23 protein-coding genes are annotated in these 25,793 nt (G+C 61.2%); 16 read left to right on the forward strand and 7 right to left on the reverse strand.

Annotated elements, in window-relative coordinates; translation table 11 throughout:
• The first annotated feature begins 51 nt into the window (after nt 1–51).
• A complete protein-coding gene (locus tag E4631_RS07720) occupies nt 52–1,236 on the forward strand; it encodes an SMP-30/gluconolactonase/LRE family protein (protein ID WP_133659537.1) in 1,185 nt (394 codons plus the stop codon).
• Here the strand turns inward: E4631_RS07720 and E4631_RS07725 are convergent.
• Entirely contained in the window at nt 1,212–1,910 is a 699-nt protein-coding gene (locus E4631_RS07725) for a hypothetical protein (RefSeq protein WP_133659538.1), read from the reverse strand. The two genes, E4631_RS07720 and E4631_RS07725, sit on opposite strands and share 25 nt — an antisense overlap.
• Before the next feature lie 453 nt (nt 1,911–2,363).
• Between E4631_RS07725 and E4631_RS07730 the strand changes: the two genes are divergently transcribed.
• The 7 genes from E4631_RS07730 to E4631_RS07760 all read left to right on the forward strand — a co-directional run bounded on the left by E4631_RS07730 (nt 2,364) and on the right by E4631_RS07760 (nt 10,846).
• Nucleotides 2,364–5,297 carry a 2-oxoglutarate dehydrogenase E1 component gene (locus tag E4631_RS07730; RefSeq protein WP_133659539.1) on the forward strand — a complete coding sequence of 978 codons (2,934 nt, stop codon included), beginning with the start codon at nt 2,364–2,366 and terminating at the stop codon, nt 5,295–5,297.
• A 79-nt stretch (nt 5,298–5,376) separates the two neighbouring features.
• Nucleotides 5,377–5,700 (forward strand): nucleotidyltransferase domain-containing protein, encoded by a 324-nt coding sequence (locus E4631_RS07735; RefSeq protein ID WP_133659540.1) that lies wholly within the window; start codon nt 5,377–5,379, stop codon nt 5,698–5,700.
• Nucleotides 5,687–6,091 carry a HEPN domain-containing protein gene (locus tag E4631_RS07740; RefSeq protein ID WP_133659541.1) on the forward strand — a complete coding sequence of 135 codons (405 nt, stop codon included), beginning with the start codon at nt 5,687–5,689 and terminating at the stop codon, nt 6,089–6,091. Before E4631_RS07735 ends, E4631_RS07740 begins: the two co-directional genes overlap by 14 nt.
• A 37-nt stretch (nt 6,092–6,128) precedes the next feature.
• Complete coding sequence (gene odhB, locus E4631_RS07745) at nt 6,129–7,781, forward strand: 2-oxoglutarate dehydrogenase complex dihydrolipoyllysine-residue succinyltransferase (RefSeq protein WP_133659542.1); 1,653 nt, start codon at nt 6,129–6,131, stop codon at nt 7,779–7,781.
• Nucleotides 7,782–7,909: 128 nt separating this feature from the next.
• The gene (locus tag E4631_RS07750) at nt 7,910–8,431 is read left to right on the forward strand and encodes a hypothetical protein (protein ID WP_133659543.1); all 522 of its coding nucleotides are present in this window, start codon (nt 7,910–7,912) and stop codon (nt 8,429–8,431) included.
• 150 nt (nt 8,432–8,581) lie between these two features.
• Nucleotides 8,582–9,988: a dihydrolipoyl dehydrogenase gene (gene lpdA / locus E4631_RS07755; protein WP_133659544.1), complete on the forward strand. Its 1,407-nt coding sequence runs from the start codon at nt 8,582–8,584 to the stop codon at nt 9,986–9,988.
• Between the two features lie 150 nt (nt 9,989–10,138).
• Nucleotides 10,139–10,846 carry a hypothetical protein gene (locus E4631_RS07760; RefSeq protein ID WP_133659545.1) on the forward strand — a complete coding sequence of 236 codons (708 nt, stop codon included), beginning with the start codon at nt 10,139–10,141 and terminating at the stop codon, nt 10,844–10,846.
• A 240-nt stretch (nt 10,847–11,086) separates the two neighbouring features.
• On the opposite strand, the gene E4631_RS07765 is transcribed toward E4631_RS07760, so the two are convergent.
• Complete coding sequence (locus E4631_RS07765; protein ID WP_133659546.1) at nt 11,087–11,578, reverse strand: nuclear transport factor 2 family protein; 492 nt, start codon at nt 11,576–11,578, stop codon at nt 11,087–11,089.
• Nucleotides 11,579–11,787: 209 nt separating this feature from the next.
• Here E4631_RS07765 and E4631_RS07770 point away from each other — a divergent pair, with 209 nt between their 5' ends.
• Complete coding sequence (locus tag E4631_RS07770; RefSeq protein WP_133659547.1) at nt 11,788–12,117, forward strand: hypothetical protein; 330 nt, start codon at nt 11,788–11,790, stop codon at nt 12,115–12,117.
• 106 nt (nt 12,118–12,223) lie between these two features.
• A complete protein-coding gene (locus tag E4631_RS07775) occupies nt 12,224–12,490 on the forward strand; it encodes a hypothetical protein (RefSeq protein WP_133659548.1) in 267 nt (88 codons plus the stop codon).
• A gap of 99 nt (nt 12,491–12,589) precedes the next feature.
• On the opposite strand, the gene E4631_RS26915 is transcribed toward E4631_RS07775, so the two are convergent.
• Nucleotides 12,590–13,048, reverse strand: coding sequence for a cold-shock protein (locus tag E4631_RS26915; protein ID WP_133659549.1), 459 nt, complete (start codon nt 13,046–13,048; stop codon nt 12,590–12,592).
• Between the two features lie 106 nt (nt 13,049–13,154).
• Nucleotides 13,155–13,763, reverse strand: coding sequence for a pseudouridine synthase (locus tag E4631_RS07785; protein WP_240734752.1), 609 nt, complete (start codon nt 13,761–13,763; stop codon nt 13,155–13,157).
• A gap of 129 nt (nt 13,764–13,892) precedes the next feature.
• Between E4631_RS07785 and E4631_RS07790 the strand changes: the two genes are divergently transcribed.
• The 6 genes from E4631_RS07790 (at nt 13,893) to E4631_RS07815 (ending at nt 19,546) form a co-directional block, all read left to right on the forward strand.
• On the forward strand, nt 13,893–14,762 hold the full coding sequence (locus E4631_RS07790) for an SDR family oxidoreductase (RefSeq protein ID WP_133659550.1): 870 nt from the start codon (nt 13,893–13,895) through the stop codon (nt 14,760–14,762).
• A gap of 120 nt (nt 14,763–14,882) precedes the next feature.
• On the forward strand, nt 14,883–15,545 hold the full coding sequence (locus E4631_RS07795; RefSeq protein ID WP_133659551.1) for a hypothetical protein: 663 nt from the start codon (nt 14,883–14,885) through the stop codon (nt 15,543–15,545).
• A gap of 168 nt (nt 15,546–15,713) precedes the next feature.
• Nucleotides 15,714–17,177, forward strand: coding sequence for an aldehyde dehydrogenase family protein (locus tag E4631_RS07800; RefSeq protein ID WP_133659552.1), 1,464 nt, complete (start codon nt 15,714–15,716; stop codon nt 17,175–17,177).
• A gap of 8 nt (nt 17,178–17,185) precedes the next feature.
• Nucleotides 17,186–17,824: a Uma2 family endonuclease gene (locus E4631_RS07805; RefSeq protein WP_240734754.1), complete on the forward strand. Its 639-nt coding sequence runs from the start codon at nt 17,186–17,188 to the stop codon at nt 17,822–17,824.
• Between the two features lie 291 nt (nt 17,825–18,115).
• Nucleotides 18,116–18,580, forward strand: a complete 465-nt coding sequence (locus tag E4631_RS07810) for a YsnF/AvaK domain-containing protein (protein WP_133659553.1) — start codon at nt 18,116–18,118, stop codon at nt 18,578–18,580.
• Nucleotides 18,581–18,745: 165 nt separating this feature from the next.
• The gene (locus E4631_RS07815; RefSeq protein ID WP_133659554.1) at nt 18,746–19,546 is read left to right on the forward strand and encodes a YsnF/AvaK domain-containing protein; all 801 of its coding nucleotides are present in this window, start codon (nt 18,746–18,748) and stop codon (nt 19,544–19,546) included.
• 227 nt (nt 19,547–19,773) lie between these two features.
• On the opposite strand, the gene E4631_RS07820 is transcribed toward E4631_RS07815, so the two are convergent.
• The 3 genes from E4631_RS07820 to E4631_RS07830 all read right to left on the reverse strand — a co-directional run bounded on the left by E4631_RS07820 (nt 19,774) and on the right by E4631_RS07830 (nt 25,694).
• On the reverse strand, nt 19,774–20,187 hold the full coding sequence (locus E4631_RS07820) for a hypothetical protein (RefSeq protein WP_133659555.1): 414 nt from the start codon (nt 20,185–20,187) through the stop codon (nt 19,774–19,776).
• A gap of 377 nt (nt 20,188–20,564) precedes the next feature.
• Nucleotides 20,565–23,480 (reverse strand): response regulator, encoded by a 2,916-nt coding sequence (locus E4631_RS07825; RefSeq protein WP_133659556.1) that lies wholly within the window; start codon nt 23,478–23,480, stop codon nt 20,565–20,567.
• Between the two features lie 222 nt (nt 23,481–23,702).
• Entirely contained in the window at nt 23,703–25,694 is a 1,992-nt protein-coding gene (locus tag E4631_RS07830) for an FAD-dependent oxidoreductase (protein ID WP_133659557.1), read from the reverse strand.
• Nucleotides 25,695–25,793 lie beyond the last annotated feature (99 nt).

A 25,793-nucleotide genomic window follows, 5' to 3' on the forward strand; every position in this document is an offset into this window, starting at 1 on the left:
CCCGCCCACCTTGGCGCCGGGGTTTTTTAGTCGTTTATCCCTTCCTTTTCCATGTCTGCTTCTCTTCTTCAATCGGGTGCGGCGCTGGCCGCCGCCGGCTTGCTGCTGGCTAGCTGCGGCGGCAACGACGCGGCCACCAACCAAGCCCGCGGTACCATGCCCGCCGACTCTACCGCTGCGCACGTGCCCGCGCCGGTGCCCGCCAATTCGCCGCTCACCATCGTGGGCGAGTTCAACGCCCCGCAGGTGACTGGTGTGGCCGTGGCGCCCGGCGGCAAAATCATCGCCTTTTCGCCGCGCTGGGACTACAACCCGACCTTTCCGGTGGCCTTAGTCGGCGCTAATAATACCCTCTCGGCCTACCCCGATGCTGGCTGGTGCACCTGGAACGACTCGGTGAAAGCCGAGCCGCAGAAGCACTGGATTTGCCCGCAGGCGGGCTACGTCGATAAGCAGGGTATGCTGTGGGTGATTGACCCCGCCGCGCCCGGCCTCAAATTCACCGTGCCCGGCGGCGTAAAGCTGGTCAAAATTGACCCCAAAACCAGCCAGGTGGTCCAGACGATTCTTTACCCCGAGAGCGTGGCGCCGCGCCATTCGTACCTCAACGACGTGCGCATCGACCTCCAGAATAACTACGCCTACCTCACCGACTCGGGCACCGGCGCGCTGGTTGTGACGGACCTCAAAACCACCAAGTCGCGCCAGCTGCTGGCCAAACAGCCGTCCACGCTACCCGATAAAGGCTTCATTACCAAGGCCCAGGGCCACGCCCTGTATGACCCGACCGGCAAGCCCGGCGCCTTCAAGGCCGATGGCATTGCCCTGAGTACCGACAACCAATACCTCTACTACCGCGCGCTGTCGGGCCATTCGCTCTACCGCATCAAAACGGCTGTGCTCCGCAACGCGGCCCTGACAGAAGCGCAGGTAGAAGCCGCCGTGGAGAAGCTCGGCGATGCGCCCGCCTGCGACGGCATGGAGCTCGACAGCAAGAATAATCTCTACCTCACGGGTTTCGAAAACGGGGAGATTCTGCGTCGCACGCCTGACGGCAAAATCGAAACTGTAGTTAAAGAGGCCCGCCTGGAGTGGCCCGATACCTTTAGCTGGGACCCCGACGGCAACAATATTTACTTTACCACGTCGGCCATCCACAAGACGCCGCACTGGAACAAGGGGGTAGGGCAGCCGCGCGAGCCGTTCCGTATTTATAAGATGGCACTCGCGAAATAAATCTCCCGTTTGGGGCGGCGAATAAATCGTGGGTGAGGCCCGGCTGGTGACGTACTGCGTGCTGGCCGGGCCTTTGCTATGGCGGCCTGATTGCGCAACCGGCTGCGGGCCGCCGGCTGCGGCAGCGTAGTAATGGGGGGGGTAGGGGCCGGCCGCGCGGCCGCCAACACCAGCTGAATCTTCACGTCGGGCGTGAAAATATCGAGCTTCTCGCTCGGATGCGTCAGAATATCAATGCAGTGGCGGTGGCGCTTGTTCATGGTGTCGTGCACCGTGTACACGCCATCGAGCTGCGGTGAGATACCTCGCACCCGCACCTTATCGCCGTACTGAAACTTGCCGCCCCAGCGGGCCAGCAGGTCGTTGGAAAGCGCCATCCAGCGCTTTTTGCTACCGTAGTGCGGCTTGATGCGCGAGTTATCAGCCGTCACAAACGGCTCGTCGTCGGTCTGGCCCGGCACGGCCTGGTACACTGTGGCCGTTACCGTATAAGTCAGGGGCGGAGCTACCCGCTTGCGTTTCACTGTGCGCATGGCGCTCCGGTGGTGGCTGCCTTCTGTTGAGAGGAAAGTAAGTAAAGCGGTAGGGCGGGTGCCGGAGGTCGCTTTGTGGTGCGCGGCCCCCAAGGCCACGGTAGCCAGCAGTATCTGCGCGACTATTCTAGCATTTGTCATTAGTAAACAGTGATTTTGCCGCCATTTCAGCCCGGCGTCTTGGGCACAATAATCCGCTTTTGTTGAAGCAAGAAAGTGTCTAACAGTGAACGAGATAGATTGGTTGTCGCGAAAGTTGATTATCCAATCAGTTCACCTGCTGCTGCCTAATAGTGCAGGTTTGTATTAGAAAAATGCAGTACCTGCCTCGTCAGGTGCACGTACTATAAGGCTGATAGTGTGCGCCGAGATGCAGCAATACCCTTGGAACACACTGCTGAAAAATCAAAAAAATAACCTGTGGCATCCCCCGGATTTCCAGTAAATTAGCCCGCCCGCATCGATTAGCATTCCTGTATTTTACATAATTGATTGACCGTCAGTTAAATTTGTGCAACCGCATGTAGGTTATGAGCTTGCTGTCAGGTTTTTTACTTTTGCGTTACTCTTAGTTGACTCCTTCAAATTCCCGCAATGGATACTTACTCGTATATCGCCAACGCTGACGCGGCGGCCATCGAAACGCTCTATCAGGCGTACCGAAACAACCCCGAATCCGTCGATTTTGGCTGGCGTAAGTTCTTTGAGGGGTTCGACTTCTCGCAGCAGTTTCCGGAAGACGCGCCCGTAGTGCCCGGCACCAGCGGCACCCAGAATGGCGCTACCAACGGCAGCGCCCCCAAAACTAGCCCTACCCCCTCGCCCGGCCCCGTGCCGCAGCCTGACGACTACGGGGTGCTCAACACCAGCGCCTCTACCAACAATGCCCCCGGCCTGGCGCAGGGCACGCCGGCTGCCGACAAGGAAACGGCCGTGCGCAACCTCATCCACGCCTTCCGCAGCCGCGGCCACCTGCGCGCCAAAACCAACCCGGTACGCGAGCGCAAGGACCGCCAGGCCCGCCTCAATCTCGCCGATTTTGGCCTGGGCGATGTGGACCTCGATACCAAGTTCCGGCAGGGTGAAGACCTGGGCCTGGGCCAGGGCGCTACGCTGCGCGAAATTGTGGCCGCGCTCACCAGCATCTACGCCGGCACAGTCGGCTTCGAGTTTACCTACATCCGCGACCCGCAGGTGCTGGAGTGGTTCCAGCAGAAAACGGAGCACGATGCGCTGGCTTTCAACCCCGACGGGGAGTACAAGAAGCGCATTCTAAAGAAGCTGAACGAGGCGGTGGTTTTCGAGAACTTTCTGCATACCAAGTTTTTGGGACAGAAGCGCTTCTCGTTGGAAGGTGGCGAAACGACCATCCCGGCGCTCGACGCTATCATCAACCGCGCGGCCGAGCTGGGCGTGAAGGAAGTGATGATTGGCATGGCCCACCGCGGCCGCCTCAACGTGCTGGCCAACATCATGGGCAAGACCTATGAGCAGATTTTCAGCGAGTTCGAAGGCACCGCTACCCCCGACCTCACGATGGGTGACGGCGACGTGAAGTACCACATGGGCTACTCGTCGGAGGTAGAGGCTCTTAATGGCCAAAAAGTTAACCTGAAGCTGGCGCCCAATCCCTCGCACCTGGAGGCGGTGAACCCGGTAGTGGAAGGCTTCGTGCGGGCCAAGATTGAGCACCAGTACAGCGGCGACTACCACCAGATTCTGCCCATCCTCATCCACGGCGACGCGGCGCTGGCCGGCCAGGGCATCGGCTACGAGCTAACGCAGATGTCGCAGCTCGAAGGCTACAAGACGGGTGGCACCATTCACTTCGTGATTAACAACCAGGTCGGCTTCACTACCGATTTTGAGGACGCCCGCTCGTCGATTTACTCGACTGACTTAGCCAAAATTATTGACGCCCCGGTGATTCACGTGAACGGTGACGACCCCGAGGCGGTGGTGTTTGCCGTGCGCTTGGCTACCGAGTACCGCCAGCAGTTTCACGCCGATATCTTCATTGATATGGTGTGCTACCGCCGCCACGGCCACAACGAGTCGGACGAGCCTAAGTTTACCCAGCCTACCCTCTACAACGTCATCTCGAAGCACCCCAACCCGCGCGAGGTCTACAACGCCCGCCTCGTGCAGCGCGGCGACGTGGATGCGCAGCTGGCCGAGCAGATGGACCGCGAGTTTCGCGACACGCTGCAAGCCCGCCTCGACCAGGTGAAGCAGCAGCCGCTACCTTATAAGTATCAGGCGCTCGAAAACGAGTGGCGCACCCTGCGCCGCAGCACCAACGAGGACTTCGACCAGTCGCCCGAAACCGGCATCAGCGAAGAAACCGTGCAGCGCGTGGCGCAGGCGCTGACGACCATTCCGGAGAATTTCCGGCCCATCAAGCAGATTGATAACCTGTTGAAGGAGCGCCGCAAGATGTTCTTCGAGACGCGCACCCTCAACTGGGCAGCCGGCGAATTGCTGGCCTACGGCTCATTGCTGACCGAAAAGCACATGGTGCGCGTGAGCGGCCAGGATGTGCAGCGCGGCACGTTCTCGCACCGCCACGCGGTGCTGCACGACGCCGAAACGTCGGCCCCCTACAACTCGCTCAACCACTTGGAAGGCGAGCACGAGCAGTTAAGCATCTACAATTCGCTGCTGAGCGAGTACGCGGTGCTAGGCTTCGAATTTGGCTACGGCATGGCTAACCCCACCGCCCTGGTGGTGTGGGAAGCGCAGTTTGGCGACTTCGCCAACGGCGCCCAAACCATGATTGACCAGTTCGTAGTAAGCAGCGAGAGCAAGTGGCAGCGCATGAACGGCCTCGTGATGCTGCTGCCCCATGGCTACGAGGGCCAGGGCCCCGAGCACTCCAACGCCCGCCCCGAGCGCTTCTTGCAGCTGGCTGCCGAGAACAACATTGTAGTAGCCAACATCACTACCCCCGCTAACTTCTTCCACGCCCTGCGCCGGCAGCTCACGTGGAGCTTCCGCAAGCCGCTGGTGGTGATGTCGCCCAAGTCGATGCTGCGCAACCCGCTGTGCGTGTCGCCGGTGGAGGACTTCACGAGCGGCCGCTTCCAGGAAGTGCTGGGCGACTCATTTGCCGAAGCCAAGAAGGTGAAGAAAGTGCTGCTGTGCTCGGGCAAGGTGTACTACGACCTGCTCGACGAGCAGCAGAAGTCGGACCGCAAAGACGTGGCCATCGTGCGCCTGGAGCAGCTGCACCCCTTCCCTAAAAAGCAGCTCGCCGCCGAGCTGGCTAAGTACCCGAAAGCCAAGCTTATCTGGGTGCAGGAAGAGCCCGAGAACATGGGCTACTGGAACTACCTGCTGCGCTTTATGCGCCGCGAGCTCGAAGACGTGGTGGCCCGCAAGCCCTCGGCCTCGCCCGCTACCGGCTACAACAAGGTGCACGTAAAAGAACAGAAGGAGATTGTGGCCCGCGCCTTCGACAAGCCCAAGGAAGCCGTGGCCGACGCGCAAATCAAGGAAACGACCGAAGCCGCCAAGAAGCTCGACTGAGGGGTAGGGTAAGCTTTAGCTTGCCGTCGCATCAAATCACGCTCCTTTCGGCCGGCAAGCTAAAGCTTACCCTACACGTATGATAACCGAAGCGCAAATTCAGGCTGTGGTTCAGCGCATCGTCGAAGGCTACGCGCCGGACAGGATTATCCTGTTCGGCTCGTACGCCTACGGCGAGCCGACGGAAGACAGCGACCTGGATTTGCTCGTTATCAAGGAAAAGGCGGAAGCGAAGCGAGCCGAACGGGCCATTGCCGTGTGGCGTCATTTGTGGAATGACGACTTTCCGGCAATGGATATTCTAATCCGTACCCCAGCAGAAATGGAGCGAGCTGCGGGCATTTCTTATTCAGTAGAAACTATCGCGGCCAAGCACGGCCGATTGCTCTATGCCAACGCCTGACCAGCAGCGGGTAGCTATGTTGCTGACGACGGCCGACCACAACATGGAAGCGGCCGAAACCCTCGTCAATGCGGCGCCTCACTTATATGAAAGCATTGGTTTTCACTGCCAGCAGGCAGTAGAGAAGTATGTAAAGGGTGTACTAATTGTTTCGGGACTACCCGTGCAGTTCATCCATAATCTTATTACCCTAATGGGGCCGCTTCAGAGAGCTGGAACTGTACAGTTTACCCAACAGGATTTTGCTGATGCAACTACGCTCAACGAATTTGCCGTAGAGCTACGCTACGAAACAGATGACGCTCCCAGCTACACGTCGGCTGACTTGTTAGCGATGGCCGACCGCTTTCGCACCAAGTTGCGCCCGCTGGCGCAAGCATTTTTGATTTAATCTTAAAAAACACGCTTCTCTTTACCACCCGTTGCCCATGCCCACCGAAATCAAAATCCCCGCCGTCGGCGAATCCATTACCGAAGTCACTATCGCCAAGTGGCTCAAAAAAGACGGCGAGGCCGTGAAGCGCGACGAAGTTATCGCCGAGCTGGAGTCGGACAAAGCCACGTTTGAGCTGCCCGCCGAGGCCGATGGCGTCTTGAAAATTTTGGTGGCCGAAGGCGAAACCATTGGTATTGGTACTGCCATTGCCCAGCTCGATGGCGCCGCTGCCGGTAATGGTCAGACGGCTGCGGCCCCTACCCCCCCCGCCGCGGCCGACCCGCTCAACAAGGGCGAGCAGAACGCCCAGGCCAGCGACCAGGCCGGCTACGGTGGCACGCCCGCCGACCGCCCCGACAGCAGCCCCGCCACACCGGGCGCGGCCGATGCAGCCCCGATTAGCAGCGGTAGCAGCACGGTCGAGATGAAAATCCCCGCCGTGGGTGAGTCCATCACCGAAGTAACGGTGGCCAAGTGGCTGAAGCCCGACGGTGCCCAGGTGAGCCGCGACGAGGTGATTGCCGAGCTCGAATCGGACAAAGCCACCTTTGAGCTGCCCGCCGAGGCGAGCGGTACGCTACGGCACGCCGTGAAAGAAGGCGAAACGATTGGTATTGGGGCGCTTATCGCCCGCATTGAGGGGGGTAGTGGCGTGCCCGCGGCGGCTCCGGCGGCCAGTGCGCCTGCCGCCGCCGCTCCGGCGGCCTCGGCTGCGCTGGCTAGCAGTGGCGCGGCTACCTACGCTACCGGCGTGCCCTCGCCGGCCGCTGGTAAGATTCTGGGCGAGAAGGGCATCAGTCCGGCCGACGTGGCCGGCTCGGGCCGCGATGGCCGCATCACGAAGGAAGACGCGCAGAATGCGCAGGCTAAGCCGGCCGCCCCGGCGCCTACCCCCGCCGCCCCGGCCAGCCAGCCAGCGCCTACCCCCGCCGCCCCGGCCGGCGAGCGCGGCCAGCGCCGCGAGCGCATGAGCAACCTGCGCAAAACGGTGGCCCGCCGCCTGGTGTCGGTGAAGAACGAAACGGCCATGCTCACCACCTTCAACGAGGTAAACATGCAGCCCATCATGGACCTGCGCACCAAGTTTAAGGACAAGTTCAAGGAAAAGAATGGGGTAGGGCTGGGCTTTATGTCCTTCTTTACCAAGGCCGTGTGCGTGGCCTTGCAGGAGTGGCCGGCCGTGAACGCCTCCATCGACGGCGGCGACATCGTGTACTCCGACTTCTGCGACATCAGCATCGCCGTATCGGCCCCCAAGGGCCTCGTGGTGCCCGTGATTCGCAATGCCGAAAAGCTGAGCTTCGAAGGCATTGAGAAAGAGGTGGTGCGCCTGGCGGGTTTGGCCCGCGACAACAAGCTCACCATCGAGCAGATGACGGGCGGCACGTTCACCCTCACCAACGGCGGCATCTTTGGCTCCATGATGAGCACACCCATTATTAATGCGCCGCAGTCGGCCATTCTCGGCATGCACAACATCATTCAGCGCCCCGTGGCTGAGAATGGGCAGGTGGTGATTCGGCCTATGATGTACCTGGCCTTGAGCTACGACCACCGTGTGATTGACGGCCGCGAGTCGGTATCGTTCTTGGTGCGCGTGAAGGAGCTGCTCGAGGACCCCACACGTTTGCTGTTAGGAGTGTAACCACCGCATAGCGAACCGTAAAAAGCGGCGACTTCCGGCTCGGAAGTCGCCGCTTTTTTATGCGCCTCTGCCAGCCATTTCGGCAGGCTTCTCGTTAAACCCCTAATCCTTTCCCGATTCTCTCTGCCATGAAATCCAAGAAGTCCAAGGCTGTCCCTACCCCCACCCGTACCGCCAAGTTCTGGCCCGCGCTGGGCTTTGCCGCCATCACCGGGGCCCGCGCCACCAGTGGCCCCATGTTCATCAGCGACTACCTGTCGCGCCGCGCGCTGGCGCCCGGCATGGCGGGCTCGCCGCTGCGCTTCCTGGCCAAGCCCGGCGTAGCCACTACCCTCAAGCTGCTAACGGCCGGTGAGCTGGTGGGCGATAAGCTGCCCAACACCGGCGACCGCATCGAGCCGCAGCAGCTGGGCGCCCGCGCCGCCTCGGGCGCGCTGGTGGGCGCTACCTGGTACAAGAGCCAGGGCGGCAGCGCCTTCAAGGGGGCACTGGTGGGCAGCCTGGGCGCGGTAGCGGCCACGTTCCTAACCTTTTACCTGCGTAAAGGACTCAGCGAGAAAACCGGCATCGATACCTCCACCATCGGTGCCGGCGAAGACGCACTGGTGCTGGCAGGGGGGGTAGCCCTCAGCCCCCGGCCCAAGCAGTAGTTTCTGGTTCCTGGTTGCAAGGTTGATTATCGCTTTACGCTAGTCACAGTGATTAGCCTTTTAACCAAGAACTGGAAACCAGGAACTAGGAACCGCGAAGTACCTTTGTGAAGCTGGCTGCACGCCAGCGCTCACTTGTTTTTTGTGCGTATGAATCAGTATGATGTGACCGTTGTTGGCTCGGGCCCCGGCGGATATGTGGCCGCCATTCGCTGCGCCCAGCTGGGCCTGAAAACGGCGCTTATTGAAAAATATCCGACCCTGGGGGGCACCTGCCTCAACGTGGGATGCATTCCGAGCAAGGCGCTGCTCGACTCCTCGGAGCACTACCACAATGCCCACTCGGTATTTGCTGAGCACGGCATCGGCCTCGACAACCTGACGGTGGACATGAACCGCATGATTGACCGCAAGGGGGGGGTAGTGAAAGCCAACGTGGACGGCATCGCCTACCTCATGAAAAAGAACAAAATCGACGTGCTTCAGGGCGTCGGCGCGTTCGTGGATAAAACCCACCTGAGCATCACGCCCCTGGCCGGCGGCGAGGCGCAGCAGATTGAAACCAAGAACGTTATCATCGCCACCGGCTCCAAGCCCACGGTGCTGCCGTTCATTCAGCAGGACAAGCAGCGCATCATTACCAGCACCGAGGCGCTGAACATCCGCGAAGTGCCCAAGCACATGATTGTGATTGGCGGCGGTGTGATTGGCCTCGAAATGGCCTCCGTGTACGCCCGCCTCGGTGCCAAAGTATCGGTGGTGGAGTTCCTCGACTCGCTCATCCCGACCATGGACCGTGGCCTGGGCAAGGAGCTGAAGCGCGTGCTGGGCAAAATCGGCATCGAGTTTTTCCTGAGCCACAAAGTGACCGGCGCCACCCGCGACGGCGAAACCGTGACCGTAACCGCCCTTAACCCGAAAGGGGAGGAGGTGAAGTTTGAGGGCGACTACTGCCTCGTGGCCGTGGGCCGCGCGCCCTACACCGCCGGCCTCAACCTCGAAGCCGCCGGCGTGGCCATGGAAGAGCGCGGCCGCATCAAGGTCGATGAGCACCTGCAAACCAACGTGCCCGGCATCTACGCCATCGGCGACGTCATTCGGGGCGCCATGCTGGCCCACAAAGCCGAAGAAGAGGGCGTGTTCGTGGCCGAAACCATCGCGGGCCAGAAGCCGCACATCAACTACCTGCTCATCCCCGGCGTGGTGTACACCTGGCCCGAAGTGGCGGGGGTAGGCTACACCGAAGAGCAGCTCAAGGAGCAGGGTAAGGCCTACAAAATCGGTAGCTTCCCCTTCAAAGCCAGCGGCCGCGCCCGCGCCAGCGGCGACACCGACGGCTTCGTGAAAGTGCTGGCTGATAAAACCACCGACGAAATCCTGGGCGTGCACATGATTGGCCCGCGCATCGCCGACCTCATCGCCGAAGCCGTGACGGCCATGGAGTTCCGCGCCTCCGCCGAGGACGTGGCCCGCATGAGCCACTCGCACCCCACCTACGCCGAGGCCATGAAAGAAGCCTGCCTCGCTGCTACGGAGAACCGCGCTATTCATATGTAATTGCGCGCTTTCTTTGCCTTCATGCGCACAATACAAAACCTGAGAAACGGCAGTCGACTAGCAATAGCGGCTGCCGTTATTTTTTTGGCTAGTTGTGAAACCAGACAATCAGCCAAGCAAAGACAGGAAACATCGGTCACTGCTCATTCGGTGGCCGCACCCGATACAGCTGCCTCGATACGCCCCGCCACCGACCGCCCTGAGCAGTTGGAGCTGTTGGCAGCCGGTGATAGCATTGGGCCACGCCCATTGGAGGCTAGCCGGGTGGGCACCGCGCAGTTGCGAGCCGAACTAGCCGAAGAGCAAACGACGGCCGATACAATAGCAGGACGCTTTCTAGTCGTAAAGTCGTTGTCAGAGACGCCGCGCATACTGTACCGCGCCAGCCAGCACGACACAGTATGGACAGAACTCGACGGTCTGCTCGACCACTACGAGCATGGTGACCAGCAGGCCGACGTTCAAATTCGGCAAATGAACCTGGATGGGAAGGGCCGCCCAGAGGTGCTAATCAATTTTTACTCGGCTATCTATGGCAGCGGAGGCGGCTCTACCTATGCCAGTGACTATGTATTCGATATTTCCAGCTCACCGCCCCAGTTATTGCTGCAAGCCAGCACCCGCTTCATTATGGAGGCCTTCCCGGCCTACGCGGCGATGCACGGCGACACGCTGGAAGCCGACCAAGTGGAAGAAGGCTTCAAGCGCAGCATAAAGCTGCAAGGCCATCAGGTGCTGGTAAGTCCGATTAAGGCAGAAGGCCGCGACCCTGAGTCGTCCTGGCGCGAGGAGCTAACCCAACTGCCCGCCGGCCGCTACCGCTACCAGAGCGGCAGGATGTTTCGGGTTAGGGAGTAGAACGCGCTGCACTGGAAACAGAAAGTGGCTGAAGATACGGGAGCTTCAGCCGCTTTTTTCATATTGCCTGCCACCAACCCTAGCCGCCCCTCGCTTCCCAGGCATCGCCAGCGGCTTCCAGATGCCCGCCAAACGCTTCCAGACCACAAACCTTGGCGTCCGGAGCCTCACTAACCGTTTCGGGACGCTCGCCAACCGTTTCCGAACTACAAACCTTCTGTCCGGACCACAAATCTCCACTTAATGGTCGTAGCTCACGACCCGCGTGATTTTCCAGGTGTCGCCCTGCTGCTGCCAGACCATCACGAATTTGGAGTTGCCGCAGTCGTCGCGGCCGTTTTCGCGGTGGCAAAAGCGTTGGGTGGCGATGTGCATGGCCCCGTAGCCTTTAACGGGGTACACTTCCAGGCTGCCCGGCACCAGCGTGCGGGTAATGTCGGGACTTTGGGCAAAGAGGCGCGCAAACCCTTCCCTGGTCTGAGCGAAATTTGACAAGCCGCCTTTGTCGTGGTAAAACTCGAGGTTATCGGCAAAGTAGGACATGAGCTTATCCACGTCATGGGCGTTGAAGGCGGCAAACAGGGCCGCGTCCAGCTGGGCCACCGTGTGGTACAGCTCATTCGAGGCCGCTAGCTTCGGGGCCGGCGCGGCCGGTGGCGATGGACTTTGGCTGTGGGCGGTGGGGCCGGCCAGGGTCACGAGCAGTCCGGTGAGTAGGAAGGCGTTACGCATAACGGCGGGGCTAAGGGGTAGGCTAAATATAGCGGGTGAAACTCCTGGCTTACCTTGCTTGAGGAGGACCAACGCCGCAATGCAACCAGCCGCGCCAGTTGGAGAGCTGGCGCTAAAACGAGCCCGCGGCAACCTTCTGGCCGCCGCTTGCGAATACCCTACCCCCACCTGCCGCGCCGAAGCTACTTTCCTGGTGCGGCTCCGTTACCATGGCTTTTCCCTATCAATTTTTGCTGGAAACCGTTTTACCGCAGCTACTTATGGGCAAAGACAAGAAAAAGCACTCGAAAAAAGACCAGGCCTCGGCCGATATCCTGGACGTGGCGCACCTGTCGCTGAAGAAGTTTCGCAAGGTGACCAAGCAAATCGGCAAGCTCAGCACCGGCCAGAAGCTGGTGGGCGGCGCGGCCCTGCTGGCAGTAGGCCTCACCTACCTGGCCCAGCAGCAAGCCGAGGCCCCTACCCCTGGCGACGCGCCCGAGCTGGAGGCCACCAAACCGCGCAAACGCAAGAAAAGCAGCTCGCCCGATTCTGAGTAAGCCGCTACCGCAGCCCATTCAAAGTAGCTCGTAGTCACAACCTTCCGGGCTGAGCTACGAATACTGAAGGAGAATTCTTTCACCCGCATTTCTTACCCCCCGTAGCATGAAGAAGAAGAACAAGAAAGCCGACAAGAAGAAAGGCGCCCTCAAGGGTGCAGCCAAGTCGCTTAAGAAAATAAGCAAGGGGAGCCTGGGCAAGCTCAGCACTACCCAAAAAGTGCTGGCTGGCGCCACGCTGGGTGCCCTGGGCGTGCGCTACCTGGTGAAAAAGCTAGGCCAGCCCAAAGTGCCCGCGGCTGCCAACCCCGACACCACCTACCTCAACGATGCGGCCCTGGCCGAGGACAACCTGACTGCGCTAGAGGAATAGCCGGTTGGCGCTCTGGCCCCGTCTACCCCCTACTCAAAACCGAAAGCGGCGGCAGCTCCCAGGAGCTGCCGCCGCTTTTGCTTGCCTGGTGAAGAAGCGCTAGGCGCTCATCTTCACGCGCACAGCCGTCGGGCCTTTCATGCCCGGCTCTATCTCAAACGTTACCTTGTTGCCTTCGAGCAGCGTGAGGCCGCCCAGGGCGTTTACGTGCACGAAGATGCTCTCCTGGCTGCCGGCGTCCTTGATGAAGCCGTAGCCTTTCGACGAGTTGAAGAATGTGACCGTGCCGGTGCGCGTCACCTCCTCAGGCTCGCGGTCTTCCTGCTTGGGCACACCCAAAACGATGTCTTCGGCGTTGATTTCCTTCTTCTTACGCGTCGGGTCGGGCGGCGTCGAAGTGATGTTGCCGTTCTCGTCCACGTAGGCGAGCATTTCTTCCAGGCTCGAATCCTTCTTGTTGGCCTGGCGCTCTTCGCGGCGCTCGGCCTTTTCCTGCTGCTTTTTCTGCCGCTTCTTTTCGTTCTCTTTCTTACTGAAACTTTCTTGCGCTCTGGCCATAGGGAAGGGTTAGCTATTCGGTTGCGCTGCGCTGGGAAACTCCCACCGGGTGGCAACTGACTAAGTTATAACCACCTCGCACCGGAATAAGTCCCGAATTTACTCCTTATTTTTCAAAAAAGCTAGTAACCTCGCGGCTGGCCCCGGCGGGCAGGCCTGCGAGCAGCACCTCACCCACCCGCACGCGCACCAGCCGCAGGGTCGGAAAGCCCACGGCGGCTGTCATCTTGCGCACCTGCCGGTACTTGCCTTCCGTTACGGTTAGGGCTACCCAGCTGGTGGGGCCGTGGCGGTCGTCGCGGATGCGCCGGCCGCGGGGGGGTAGGGCGGGCGCCTCGGCCAGCAGGCGCGCCTGGCAGGGCAGCGTGCGGTAAGCCACGCCGTGAATGCTAATATCGACGCCGCTTTGCAGCTGCGCCAGCGCCGCGGGCGTGAGCTGGCCATCGACCTGGGCGTAGTATTCTTTTTCTACGTGGCGGCCGCGCACCTGCTCGCTCACCCGGCCGTCGGTGGTGAGCAGCAGCAGGCCCTCGCTGTCTTCATCGAGCCGGCCAATGGCCATGGTGCCGGCCGGAAAATCGCCCAGCTCGCCTAAGAAATGCTTCTTTTTCACCTCTTTGGCAAACTCGCTGGTAAACTGGCTGAGGTAGCCCCAGGGCTTGTGCAACGCGAAGTGGCGGTGCGGCGGGGGGGTAGGAGCAGGCAGTTCGGACACGAGTAAGGGGGGTAGGCGAGCCGCAAAGAACCGGCTTTTTGCCCGAAAATGAAGCACCTGGGTAACTCCGCCTGCCGTCGGCCGTTAAGACAACTCCTTCTCCACAAACCCAACCAAATTAGCAAAGTAATGGCTGATAAACCCACTATTTTCCCGCCTCAATCACAGGACGCGGGCGCCGGCAAGCCCGGCCTCGAATACAAGATGACCCCTGAGCCCGAATTTATTCGCGAAGGCTACAAGGGGGCCGACAAGCTGAAGGGGAAAGTGGCCCTTATCACGGGCGGCGACTCGGGCATCGGGCGCGCCGTGGCCGTGCATTTTGCTGTGGAGGGCGCCGATGTGGCCATCTGCTACTTTCCCACCGAGCAGCAGGACGCCGAAAAGGTGCAGGAGATAGTTCGGGGCCACGGCCGCCGCTGCCTGCTGCTGCCCGGCGACCTGAAAAACCCCGCTTTCTGCCAGGAAATAGTGGACCGCACGGTGGCCGAGCTGGGCGGGCTCAACATCCTCGTCAACAACGCGGCCGAGCAGAACTGGCACGACTCGCTTGAAGAAATCAAGGACGAAGAGCTCGATAGCATCTTCAACCTCAACATCATTGCCATGTTCCGCATTTCGCGGGCGGCCGTGAAGCACCTGAAGGAAGGCGATTCCATTATCAATACGGCCTCGGTCAACGGCTTCAAGGGCAACGAGTTGCTGCTCGACTACACCTCCACCAAAGGCGCTATCACGGCTTTCACGCGGGCGCTGTCGTTGCAGCTCATCAAGAAAGGAATCCGGGTCAACTCGGTGGCGCCGGGTCCCATCTGGACGCCCTTTATCACGGGGGTAGGGCTGCTCAAGCTGCCGCTTTTCGGCCATGACACGCCGATGGGCCGCGCCGGCCAGCCTTCCGAAGTAGCGCCGTCCTACGTGTTTCTGGCTTCGGAAGACGCTTCGTACTTCTCGGGCCAAACGCTGCACCCCAACGGCGGCTCGGTGGTAAACGCGTAAGCTGGTTTTGCTAACATTCTTGTTGCCAGTCTTTTATTAAAGGGCTGGCAACATCGCTTTCGGCCCGTGCGTAAGAGGTTGCATTCGCGGGTAAAACCCCTCCTTAGGCTTCTTAAACTCATGACTACCAAATTCATCCTGCTGGCTTCGGCCGCCGCTTTCACGTTTGCTTCCTGCTCGCAGGATGCCAAAACCACTGAAACCACCACGACCACCCTGCCGGCCGGCACCGACACTACGCGGGTAACGGCCGTTGATACGCTGGCCTACCGCAACGCGGCCGATGAACTGACTACTCGCGTAGCCGCCGACCTGCACAATACCGACGCGGCCTTCCAAAGCCGCTTGCAGCAGGTTTACTACACCCGCGGCCGCGCCTTGCGCGACATCGATACCCGCTACACGGCCGACACCACCGGTCGCTACGCTGCCGTGAAGGCCGTGAATGACCAGACCAGCACCACGGTAAAAACCATCGTGCCCGCCGCCGAATACACCACCTACACCAGCAACGCCGGCAACTACTACGCCGGCCCGTACTCGGCCACTACCCGGGCCGTGGCCAAAGCCACCGAAACCAAGCCTAGCCTGGGCGCCCGCGTGGGCCAGGGCTCGGGCGTGAAGAAGCTGGAGAACAGCGAGGATGAGGGCAAAGTGAAGTACAACAACGGCGCTAAAATCAAGCGCAGCGACGACGGCTCGCTGAAAATCAAGCGCGCCGACGGCACTAAGGTTAAGATTGACGAAAACGGCCACCGCACCGTGAAAAAAGGCCTGTTCTAGCCCCCGCCGGCTTCCAGTGCTCACGGCCCGCTTCCCTCCGGAGGCGGGCCTTTTTGGTGGGGGTAGGGGCGAGTGATTGAGGGTAAGAGGCTGGGCTGTATCTTTCAGCACCTCAACTACCTACGGCCGACTTTTCGCCGGCGCTGGCTCCTATTCCACCCGTTGTCCATGTCTGCTTTTACTGCTCAGCCGGCCGCGCCGCCCGCTACCGCCGCGCCGCCCGCTGCCAACTGCTTCGCCGCCGAGTTTGCCGCCCTGCGGGCCAATGCCCCGGCGCTGCGCGCCGAAGACGTCGCTGCCCGCCGCCGCCGCCTGGGCCAGCTGGCCGACTGGATTATGGCCAACCGCCAGGCCATTCAGCAAGCACTTTTTCAGGATTTTAAGAAGCCACCCGAGGAAACCGACCTCACCGAAATCTGGCCCTCGCTCACCGAAGTAAAGCACAGCAGCCGGGAGTTGAAAAAGTGGCTGGCTCCGCGCTCGGTGGGCACGCCCCTGGCCCTGCTGGGCACCAAAGGCTGGGTGCAGGTCGAGCCCAAGGGGGTAGTGCTCATCATTGCGCCCTGGAACTACCCGTTTTACCTGGCCCTCGACCCGCTGGCTTCGGCCCTGGCGGCCGGCAACGCGGTGGTTATCAAGCCCGCCGAGCAAACGCCCGCCACCTCGGCCCTGCTGCGCCGGATGGCCGAAGCGCTGTTTCGGCCCGACGAGGTGCTGGTGCTGGAGGGGGGTAGGGAGGTGGCCAGCGAGCTGCTGCGCCTGCCCTGGGACCATATTTTCTTCACCGGCTCGCCCCAGATTGGCAAAATCGTGATGCGCGCCGCCGCCGAACACCTCAGCGGCATCACGCTGGAGCTGGGCGGCAAGAGCCCGGCCATCGTGGACGAAACCGCTAACCTGCGCGACGCGGCCGAAAAAATCGTGTGGGGTAAATTCCTGAACGCAGGCCAAACCTGCGTGGCGCCCGACTACCTGCTGGTGCAAGCCAGCGTACACGATGAGCTGCTGGCCGAGATGAGCCAGGCTGTAGGCCGGTACTACGGGCCCGATAATGAGGCGATTAAAGCCTCCAAGTCCTTCGCCCGCATCGTCAATGCCCACCACTTCGCCCGCCTGGCCGCCCTGCTCGAAGACGCCCAGACGCGCGGCGCCATCGTGGCCCAGGGCGGCAGCTACGACGAGCGCCAGTGCTACATCGAGCCCACCATCCTCACCGACGTGCCCGCCGGCGCCACCATCCTCGAAGAGGAAATATTCGGCCCGCTGCTGCCCGTGCTCACCTTCGAGCACCTGCCCGAAACGGCCGCCTACGTCAACGCCCGCCCCAAGCCGCTGGCCCAGTATGTGTTCACCACCAGCCCGGCCAACTGCCGCTACTTGCTCGATAGCATCGCGGCCGGCGGCGCGGCCGTGAACGAGACGATTATCCAGCTCGCGCATCCCGACTTGCCCTTTGGCGGCGTCGGCAACAGCGGCCTGGGCAAGGCCCACGGCCACGCGGGTTTTCTGGCTTTCAGCAACGAAAAAGCCGTACTGAAGCAGCGTGTGGGACTCACCGGCATCAAGCCCTTCTACCCCCCCTACACCGGTCGGGTGCGCCGCCTGCTGGGCCTGCTGCTGAAGTATTTATAAGGGTATCTTTGGGTAAAAACAAGCATATAGGACCAGCAGAAATAGCCACGCGGCACTACACGCCGGAAGAGTATTTTGAGCTGGAAGCGGCCAGCGAAGTACGCCACGAGTACTTTGAGGGTGAAGTGTTTGCGATGGCGGGGGCTAGCAAAGCACACAATCTGTTGGCCCAAAATCTGGCCGTAAGCCTGCGCACTGCCTTGCGGGGTAAAGGCTGCCAGACTTTCGTGGAGGATGTTCGGCTCGTAATGAAGGAAAACATCCATTACGTGTACCCTGACGTGCTGGTGACCTGCGACCCTACCGACCGCCACGACGACTATCTGGTGCGCCATCCGGTCCTGATTGCCGAAATCCTGTCGCCCTCCACGGCCGAGTGCGACCGCACCGGAAAATTCGCCAATTACCAGAAAATACCAAGCCTGCGCCACTATCTGCTCGTGTCGCAGTCAGCCTGGGTGGTCGAGTGGTTTCGGCGCGACGAAGCAGGGCAGTGGATTTATACCCTGCTGCACGAGCCCACCAGCGTGCTGCAAATCCTCGACCTAGGCTTGACATTACCCCTGCGCGCGCTGTACGAGGATACCGACGTGGCCCCGTTGCGCGCACAGCCTGCCCCCGACCCACTGCCGCCCGGTAGTTGCTAACAAAAACGCAGCGCCGCACTTCCCAAGCCCAGCCCAGCTTGCTTCCAGAGCTTTGACAGCGGGAAGCCGGGGAGCAGCAGCGCCTGGGCTGCGCCGGTATCAGGATTCGTGCTTCCGGCTTTTACCGTTGGTTTTGGGGAAATAATGGTCGGGGAACAGCGAGGCAGCCTTTCATAACTAAAAAAATAGTTTGACCTAACTTATTCATTAAAAGTAAGTTAAGCGTCTTGTAGTTGGGTAAGCTTAGGGATAATGTAACCTTGTTGCTTTGTTCTGCGTAAAAATGTATATATGAACGATGATTCCCGCCCATTATCTACGCCTGACAACACTACTGAGCGCTTATCGGCCATCTTGGCTAATAGCCCAGTAGTGTTGCCCGTTGTGGAGGAGCAGGCGGCCATCGAACGTGAAGTAACTGAAACCGGGCGAGTACGCATTACTCGTCAGGTGCACGAAACGAACGAGGAGATTAACGTCCCTCTGCAGCACGAGGAGGTAGAGGTGGAGCGCATTTCGCTCAACCAAACCCTGCCGGCTGGGGCTACCGCCCCCGGCATTCGCTACGAAGGCGAAACGATGATTATCCCAGTGGTGCGTGAGGTGGCGGTGGTAGAAACCCGCCTGCTGCTCGTGGAAGAGCTGCGCGTAACCAAGCGCCAGGTCACCACCCAGCACACGGAGTCGCTGCCCCTGCGGCACGAAGAACTCACCGTTGAGCGCCTACCCCCCCTGCCCACGGGCAGTACCAACTGACTTATCTAGTAAGGTTCCTTGGTCGGTAGACTCGCCTTACCGCCTGGCTTTTTCGCTGTTTTCAGCGGTGGCCGGGCCCGTAAGGTGGTCCGTTAGCGCAAGCTAGCATACTGACCAGAAACCTGCTACAACTAATTTTATTTTTTAACTCTTAATCCTATTCCCATGAATAATCAAACCGTAATTAGCATATTTAATACTGCCAACGAAGCCCAGCAAGCCGTACAGAACCTAGAACAAGCGGGCTTCAAGCTAGACTTTGTAGACGTGGCGCACCGCGAGGCCGCCAACCAAGGCATGGGCCGCACCAGCGACGATAGTATCGGCGGCTTCTTCAGCTCCCTGTTTGGGGGCGAGGACAACGACGACGCCCGTAACTATCTGGCGGCTGCTAAGCGTGGCTCGTCGGTAGTCACCGTCCACGTCGATTCGGCCGACCAGAGCCAGCGCGCCGCCCGTATTCTCGATGAGGCCGGCGCCGTAGACGTAGATGGCGGCATGAACGCTAACGCCGACAAGCAGCCTAACGCCAACGCCAGCAACCACGCCCCGAACAATCAGTCGGGCGATGCGATGCAGAAGGCGCAGGTTATCGAAGAAAAGCTGCAGGTAGGCAAGCGCACGGAGCAAACCGGCGGCGTGCGTCTGCGTTCACGCATCGTGGAGAAGCCGGTAGAAGCCAGCGTGCGTCTGCGGGAGGAACACGTGACCGTGCAGCGCAATCCCGTCAATCGCCCCGCTACGGAAGCTGACTTTAAGGCTTTCAAGGAAGGCGAAATTGAAATAACGGAGCGCGCCGAGCGGGCCGTAGTAGCCAAGGAAGCCCACGTAGTAGAAGAAGTATCGCTTGGTAAGAAAGTAACTGAGCACGAGAAAGTTATCCACGATACCGTGCGTAATACGGAGGTCGAGGTAGAGCAAATTCCGAGTAAGAAGAAGTTGGCCAAGGCCGACGCCGCTTACTAAGGAAAGCGCAAAAGAATAGCGCTACCCAGCGCTAAATAAGAAGCGGGCTGTCATCACGACAGCCCGCTTTTTTTGTGTAAAGCTCTTATTTTCAGTATATATTGCCGCTTTAGCAAGTAAAAAGTCGCTTGTTTTTGCGCGCAGCGTGAGGCAATAACACACGACTTTCACTAACTCAAACAGCTTTTGATGGTAACCTCTTGCTCTGAAAACGAGCGGCTTCGCTGCTATTTCCGCATCTCGGCCTGAATCTGGGCCTGCTTCACCTGCATTCCGCGGTAAGCGGCAGGGCCAAGCACTTGGCGCAGCTCCTTGTCGGAGGCGGTGTTGATGCGCGTGAGAGCAGCATTGAGTTGGGGCGAGGCGGCTGGATACTGCTGGCGCGCGGCGTTAACCTGCGTCACGGTTGAGGTGAGAACCTGGCGCGCCTTGGCCGTTTGCTCGGGGGTAAGGTGCAGCACGGTGGTCATGGCATCGGCCAGGTCGCGGGCGGCGGTGGGGGGGGTAGGCGAGTCGGGCGTGCGCACGGTTTCAACTACCGGCGGGGCGGGCGCTGCATCGCGGTGGCGGTGAAAGATGGAACAGCTGGAAGCGGTCAGGCTCAGGGCCAGCGCCGAAAGAGCGAGTCGAGTGGGAGTCATAATCCGCAGGAAGAGCGAAGGGAAGTGTCTAGGCGGTAGGGGTACGGAGAAAACCACGGTTGGGTATAAATACCGGCCTAAAAAGGGCCTTGGTAAAAGCCTTTCACCCTGGCTATGTGCGAGCCTAATAGTTGTGAAGCGCAGCTCCAGCACGTGCTGGGAAAAGCCTCGCCGGCCATTTACGAAATAATTCGTAGTATATACGAATTATTTCGTAAATGGCCGGCGAGGCCAGTATTTTACCCGTCAGGTTCTCTGTTTCGGCGCAAGCAGCACGCGGCTAACGCACTTGCCGGCCGTAAAAAGCCATTTCCAGGGCCTGGTTTCCCACGCTCTGGAAATGGACAAGATACTAGGTCGGCGCCAATGCGCACCGGCTACGTGGTCAGCACCCGGCTCATCACGCGCTCCTGCTGCAAGTCCAGCGCAATCTGGGCCAGCACTTCTTCCAGCAGCTGCGCTACCTGGTCAACAAGGTCCAGCAGCGGGGCCAGCACAAAGTGCTCGTCCCACTTATTGAGCTTCTCGACGGGGGGTAGCACCTGCCAGGCGTTGAGGTGCTGCAAGCTCGGCTTGAGGGTATGAACGGTGGTTTTGAGCAGCTCCAGGTTGGCTTCGTCGAGGCCGCGGCGCAGGTCGAGCAGGGCTTCTTCGCAGCTTTCCACGAACGTGTGCAGCATCGACACCACAAACTCGGCGTCGCCCTGCCCGGCTTTCAGCAGGTCGTCGATGCTGTAGAGGCTCAGGGGGGGTAGGGCCATGTCGGCTAGTTCCGGGGCATTATCCACCACCACCAGCGCGGGAGTACCGGTGGGGGGGAGCACCCAGTCGGCCAGCAGCTGCAACAGCTGTATTTCCTGGAAGGGCTTGGCCAGGAAGCCGTTCATGCCAGCCAGCAGGCATTTTTCGCGCTCGCCGTTGATGGCATTGGCCGTGAGGGCGATAATGGGCGTTTTGAGGGCCAGCTGCTGGCGCAGCACCGCCGTGGCGGCGTAGCCATCCATTACGGGCATCTGCACGTCCATCAAAATGAGGTCGAAGCGCTGGCGTTGGGCCAGCTCCACGGCCTGGGCGCCGTGCTCGGCCTCGGTCACCTGCACCTCGGCCTGGGTGAGGAACGACTTGGCAATCTGGCGGTTAAACAAATTGTCCTCCACCAGCAGCACGTGGATGCCGCGCAGCAGCTGCCGGTGCGCGTCGGTGAGCACGGGCAGCTTGCGCTTCACCACGGCCTGGGGCTCGCCCACGGGCAGGTGCAGCACAAAGCGGGTGGTAGTGCCCTTGTTCTTCTGGCTGGTCACCTTAATCTCGCTGCCCATGAGCCGCACCAGGTCGCGGCAAATGCTCAGGCCCAGGCCCGTGCCGCCAAACTTGCGCGTCACCGACGAGTCGGCCTGGGTAAACTCGTTGAACATCGTATCCAGGTATTCGGGGTCGATGCCGATGCCCGTATCCGTGACCCGAAACTCGATGGCGGCCATGCCCGCCGGCACATTGAGCGCGTCGGCCAGCAGCGCGCACTCTACCGTGACGAGGCCTTTGCTGGTAAATTTCAGCGAGTTATCGGCCAGGTTGAGGAGCACTTGCCGCAGGCGGTAGGGGTCGCCGAGCAGTACGGGCGGCACCTGCGGGCTGAGCACCGTGATGAGCCCCAGCCCCTTCTCGGCTGCCTTAAAGCGCAGCGTCTGCTCTACCTGGGCCAGCAGGTGCGTGGGCGCAAAGCCAATAATTTCGAGCGTCAGCTTGCCGGCTTCGAGCTTCGAAAGGTCGAGCACGTCGTTGATGATGACGAGCAGGTTTTCGGCCGACGTGGCAATGGCCTGCTGGTAGCCAAACTGGTCCGACGAGAGCGGCGTTTTGGCCAGCAGCTGGCTCATGCCCAGAATGGCGTTCATGGGCGTGCGAATCTCGTGGCTCATATTGGCCAGAAACGCTTCCTTTACCCGCGCCGACTCTTCGGCCGCCACCTTGGCGTGGGTAAGGGTTTGCTCGGCCCGCACCCGCTCCGTAATATCGAGCCCGTAGCCCACGATGAGGTAGAGCGAGCCATCGGGGTGAAACACCGGATGGAGGCAGCGCAGCAGGTGGCGCGTCCCATCGGGGCGCGAAAAGCTTTCCTCATGCATGATGAGCTGGCGCTCGCGCACGGCCTGCTCGAAGCGGGCGTGGCGCTCCTCGGCCATCGTACGGGGCCGCTTAGTATGGGCAAAGTACTCGAAGTTATTCTTGCCGATTACCCACTTGCGCGTCTCCGGGTCTGTGACACTTCGCTCATTTACAAACAGGTAGCGGAACTGTGCATCAAAAATGGCAATTTCGCAGGGCATCTGGTTGAGCACAAACTCGTAGAAGTCTTGCTGCTCGGCCAGCTTTTGCTCGGCGTAGTGGCGCTTCGTGATGTTGTGGCCCGTGCCCACCATCAGGCGCAGCGCACCATCGGGCCCATACACCGGCCGAAACACCCGCTGCCAGCGCTGCTGACCATCGGCGATGCTTTCCTCCCACTGCACGGCCGTCTGCTGCTGGCTGGCCTGGTCGAAGTGGCGCTGGCGCTCCTCGGCCACCGCGGTAGGCAGCTGGCGATGGGCACAGTGGGCGGCGTTGGTCTTGCCAATGACCCACTCGCGCATGCCTGCGTGCGGAATGGCCAGCGTATTCACGAAGCAGAAGCGGTGCTCGGGGTCAAACACGGCCACCTCCACCGCCAGCTCGTTGAGAATGGTTTCGTAAAACTCGCGCTGCTCGGCCAGCTGCTGCTCGGCCCCGTGCAGGGCATTGCTATCGGTGAAATAGAGGGTGGCGCAGGTGTCGCCGGGCACCGGCACCACGTGCAGCGAGTACCAGTTATCGGCCAAAAATATCTCCTGTTGCAGCGTGGTGCCGCGGCGTAGGGCCGTGCGCACCAGCGGCAGCAGGTAGCCATTGGGCTGCATGGCCAGGGGCAGCACCGGTCCCAAGTCCTGGGCCGCCCGGTTGGCATAGCGCAGCTCGCCAGTGGTTGCGAGGCGTAGCACCGGGTTGGGGTTTTGGGCCAGCAGCTGGGTCAGCAGCAGTTCCTGCGAGCCGGCGGCCAGCTCGCGGACGCGTGCCGGCCCGGCGCCGTTTTTGCTGCCGCCGGGCAGGCGGTCGAGCAGCGCCAGGAAGCGGTTGCTCTGAAACTCGACCTGCGCCTGTGCCTGCGCCAGGGCCTGCCGCAGCTCCGTTAGCTGCGCCTCGGCGTGCGCCCGCCAGTCTTGTTCATCATGAGGTAATGCGCTAGAAGAAGCTGTGGAATTAGTACAGATAACGGACATAGAAAAGAATAACACAGGCAGATAATTAGCAAATATACGTGGAAAGAATCGCGTTAATTAGCTTACTGGCTTACTCTTATAAAAATTAATAATTGTACAATAAGGCTTAATTTTTTAACTTTAGATTTGTCATTTTACCCGGTTTTTAGTAGCTCCGGAGCGTTAGTGCCAGATACTCAGGCACTACTTGGTTGAGTGGCTGGCGCCGGGGCGCCCTACCCCCTACTTCAGGCCCTGCGCCGTATAGTGCGCCAGGGCCATAATGGTGAGCATGGGGTTGACGCCGCTGCACGCCGGAAAGGCCGAGCCGTCGGCCACGTAGAGGCCCTGCACCTCCACGGTTTCGCCGCTGGGGCGCAGCGGGTGGGTGCGGGCCTGGCCCCCGAGGCGGCAGGTGCTCATTTGGTGGGCGCTGTAGAGGCCGTAGCGGTTGGGCTGCCAGGGCAGGCGCGGCAGGGCGGCCAGCAGTTCGGGGTTTTGCACTACCCCCTCGTGGGCGCGCAGCACGGGCAGCGTGCCATGGGGCAGGTACACGGTGTGCGCCCCGGCCGCCACGTGAATATCAACGGCCGCCCGAATGCCGGTGAGCAGGCTCTGCTTGTCGAATTTAGATAACTGATAATCAATGAGTGGTGCGCCCTGCTTGTCCACGCGCACCCTACCCCCATCGCGGTCGCGGGTGAGCACGATAAACGAGCCCAGGTGGTCGGCGGCCTGCAGCAGCTCGCGGTGCTGCGCGCCCGAGCGCCAGGGCAGCACCATGGCCATGAGGCCGGGGTGGGTGGGCGGCGTTTCGAGCTTGGCGCCGAAGTTGGTGCCCCCGAGCCGGGTAAACGTGTCGTTTACCACGCTCATGCTAGGGCCGTGCCACGAGTGCATGGGCCAGGGGTAGTGCGCGGCCACCGGCACGGTGGGATGCAGGTGCAGGTGCCGGCCCAGGTGTGGGTGCCGCAGCCCCGAGCGCAGCAGCAGCGTCGGCGTCTGGATGGCCCCGCCCGCCACCACCACCCGCTCGGTGCGTACGAGTATGCGCACCTGGCGGCCCTCGGCGGTGGTGTGCACGGCCTCGGCCCCGGTGGCCCGGCCGCCCACAATGGTGATGCGCTCGACCCGCGTATCGGGCAGCAGGCGCGCGCCGTGGGCGGCGGCCGTGCGCAGGTAGGTATTCAGGGTGCCCTGCTTGATGCCGTGGGCATCGCCGAGCGAGGAGTAGCCGAGGCCCTGGAAGTGCAGGTCGGAGTCGGTTAGCCCCCGCTCATTGCGCGGGATGAGGTGCGTTTCCTGGCCCAGGCGGGCCGAGCCATCGCGCAGGGCCTGGTTCTGGCCGTTGTGGCGGGGGTAGGCGGTGTTCACGCCCAGGGTCAGGGCCACGGCGTCGAGGCTTTTTGTAAATTCGGGGCTGATGAACTGCGGCGCGTCGTGCTCGCGGGCCCATTCCTCCAGCACGTAGTCGGGGGTGCGAAACGCGCCGGCCCAGTTCACGGTGGTGCCGCCGCCCAGGCAGGCACCGGCCAGAATGCCGATGCTGCCGTCGCGGGTGCTGAGGGCGCCGCGCGCGTCGTAGAGGCGGCCCATCATGTCGGCTTCGCGCTGGGTAAAGTCGGCGCCGTGCAGGTAGGGGCCGGCCTCCAGCACCAGCATGTCGTGGCCGGCCTGGGCCAGCTCGCCGGCCACCACGCCGCCGCCTGCGCCCGAGCCAATCACCAGTACGTCACAGGTATAGGTGGTATCGGCCAGCGGCGCCAGGGGCGTGAGCGGGCGCTCGGTGGCGCCGGGCGGGTTGCCGTCGGGCGGGGGGGTAGGGCCGGGGTAGCCCAGCGCCGCCCAGGCCGGGTTGGGCCCGCTGGCCGGCGCATCACCGTAGTATAAAAACGTGCACAGCTTGCGCAGCGCGTGAAACCCCTTGCGCAATGGCGCCAGCCGCGAGCCCGCCCAGCTCTGCAGCAGGCGTTCGCGCTGGGCCGGCGTGAGGGCCTCAAAGGGTTTGAGCGGTCCCCACCACGTGAGGCCAGCCAGCGGTTTGGCCAATAAGTCAAGCAATTGCCCAAACTCGGTCTGCGCGCCCAGCGGCTGGGCCTGGATGGCAGCGGCCAGCTTATCCAGGTCAATCAGCGCCGAGCCGGGGGGTAGGGCCACCGGGCCGGCGCTGGCCGGAATAAATGTGTCGGCTAGGGTACGGAGGGTAGCGGCGCGGGCGGGCGTGAGGGCAAACATGGGGCGAGCTAACGAGCAGGAATTGAGCCCGAAAAGATAAGCAGCGTTTGTCAAAGTAGTAGGCGTGCCGAGTAGTTTGGGTAGGATAAGCTTTAGCTT

It is taken from the genome of Hymenobacter sp. UV11 (assembly GCF_004684095.1).
GTDB lineage: Bacteria > Bacteroidota > Bacteroidia > Cytophagales > Hymenobacteraceae > Hymenobacter.

Coding starts and splice junctions, on each gene's coding strand:
- E4631_RS07825 (WP_133659556.1), bottom strand. CDS start 23,480: ATGTCCGTTATCTGTACTAATTCCACAGCTTCTTCTAGCGCATTACCT.
- odhB (WP_133659542.1), top strand. CDS start 6,129: ATGCCCACCGAAATCAAAATCCCCGCCGTCGGCGAATCCATTACCGAA.
- E4631_RS07740 (WP_133659541.1), top strand. CDS start 5,687: ATGCCAACGCCTGACCAGCAGCGGGTAGCTATGTTGCTGACGACGGCC.
- E4631_RS07720 (WP_133659537.1), top strand. CDS start 52: ATGTCTGCTTCTCTTCTTCAATCGGGTGCGGCGCTGGCCGCCGCCGGC.
- E4631_RS07735 (WP_133659540.1), top strand. CDS start 5,377: ATGATAACCGAAGCGCAAATTCAGGCTGTGGTTCAGCGCATCGTCGAA.
- E4631_RS07775 (WP_133659548.1), top strand. CDS start 12,224: ATGAAGAAGAAGAACAAGAAAGCCGACAAGAAGAAAGGCGCCCTCAAG.
- E4631_RS07770 (WP_133659547.1), top strand. CDS start 11,788: ATGGCTTTTCCCTATCAATTTTTGCTGGAAACCGTTTTACCGCAGCTA.
- E4631_RS07810 (WP_133659553.1), top strand. CDS start 18,116: ATGAACGATGATTCCCGCCCATTATCTACGCCTGACAACACTACTGAG.
- E4631_RS07730 (WP_133659539.1), top strand. CDS start 2,364: ATGGATACTTACTCGTATATCGCCAACGCTGACGCGGCGGCCATCGAA.
- E4631_RS07795 (WP_133659551.1), top strand. CDS start 14,883: ATGACTACCAAATTCATCCTGCTGGCTTCGGCCGCCGCTTTCACGTTT.
- E4631_RS07815 (WP_133659554.1), top strand. CDS start 18,746: ATGAATAATCAAACCGTAATTAGCATATTTAATACTGCCAACGAAGCC.
- E4631_RS07765 (WP_133659546.1), bottom strand. CDS start 11,578: ATGCGTAACGCCTTCCTACTCACCGGACTGCTCGTGACCCTGGCCGGC.
- E4631_RS07790 (WP_133659550.1), top strand. CDS start 13,893: ATGGCTGATAAACCCACTATTTTCCCGCCTCAATCACAGGACGCGGGC.
- E4631_RS26915 (WP_133659549.1), bottom strand. CDS start 13,048: ATGGCCAGAGCGCAAGAAAGTTTCAGTAAGAAAGAGAACGAAAAGAAG.
- E4631_RS07820 (WP_133659555.1), bottom strand. CDS start 20,187: ATGACTCCCACTCGACTCGCTCTTTCGGCGCTGGCCCTGAGCCTGACC.
- E4631_RS07725 (WP_133659538.1), bottom strand. CDS start 1,910: ATGACAAATGCTAGAATAGTCGCGCAGATACTGCTGGCTACCGTGGCC.
- E4631_RS07750 (WP_133659543.1), top strand. CDS start 7,910: ATGAAATCCAAGAAGTCCAAGGCTGTCCCTACCCCCACCCGTACCGCC.
- lpdA (WP_133659544.1), top strand. CDS start 8,582: ATGAATCAGTATGATGTGACCGTTGTTGGCTCGGGCCCCGGCGGATAT.
- E4631_RS07830 (WP_133659557.1), bottom strand. CDS start 25,694: ATGTTTGCCCTCACGCCCGCCCGCGCCGCTACCCTCCGTACCCTAGCC.
- E4631_RS07800 (WP_133659552.1), top strand. CDS start 15,714: ATGTCTGCTTTTACTGCTCAGCCGGCCGCGCCGCCCGCTACCGCCGCG.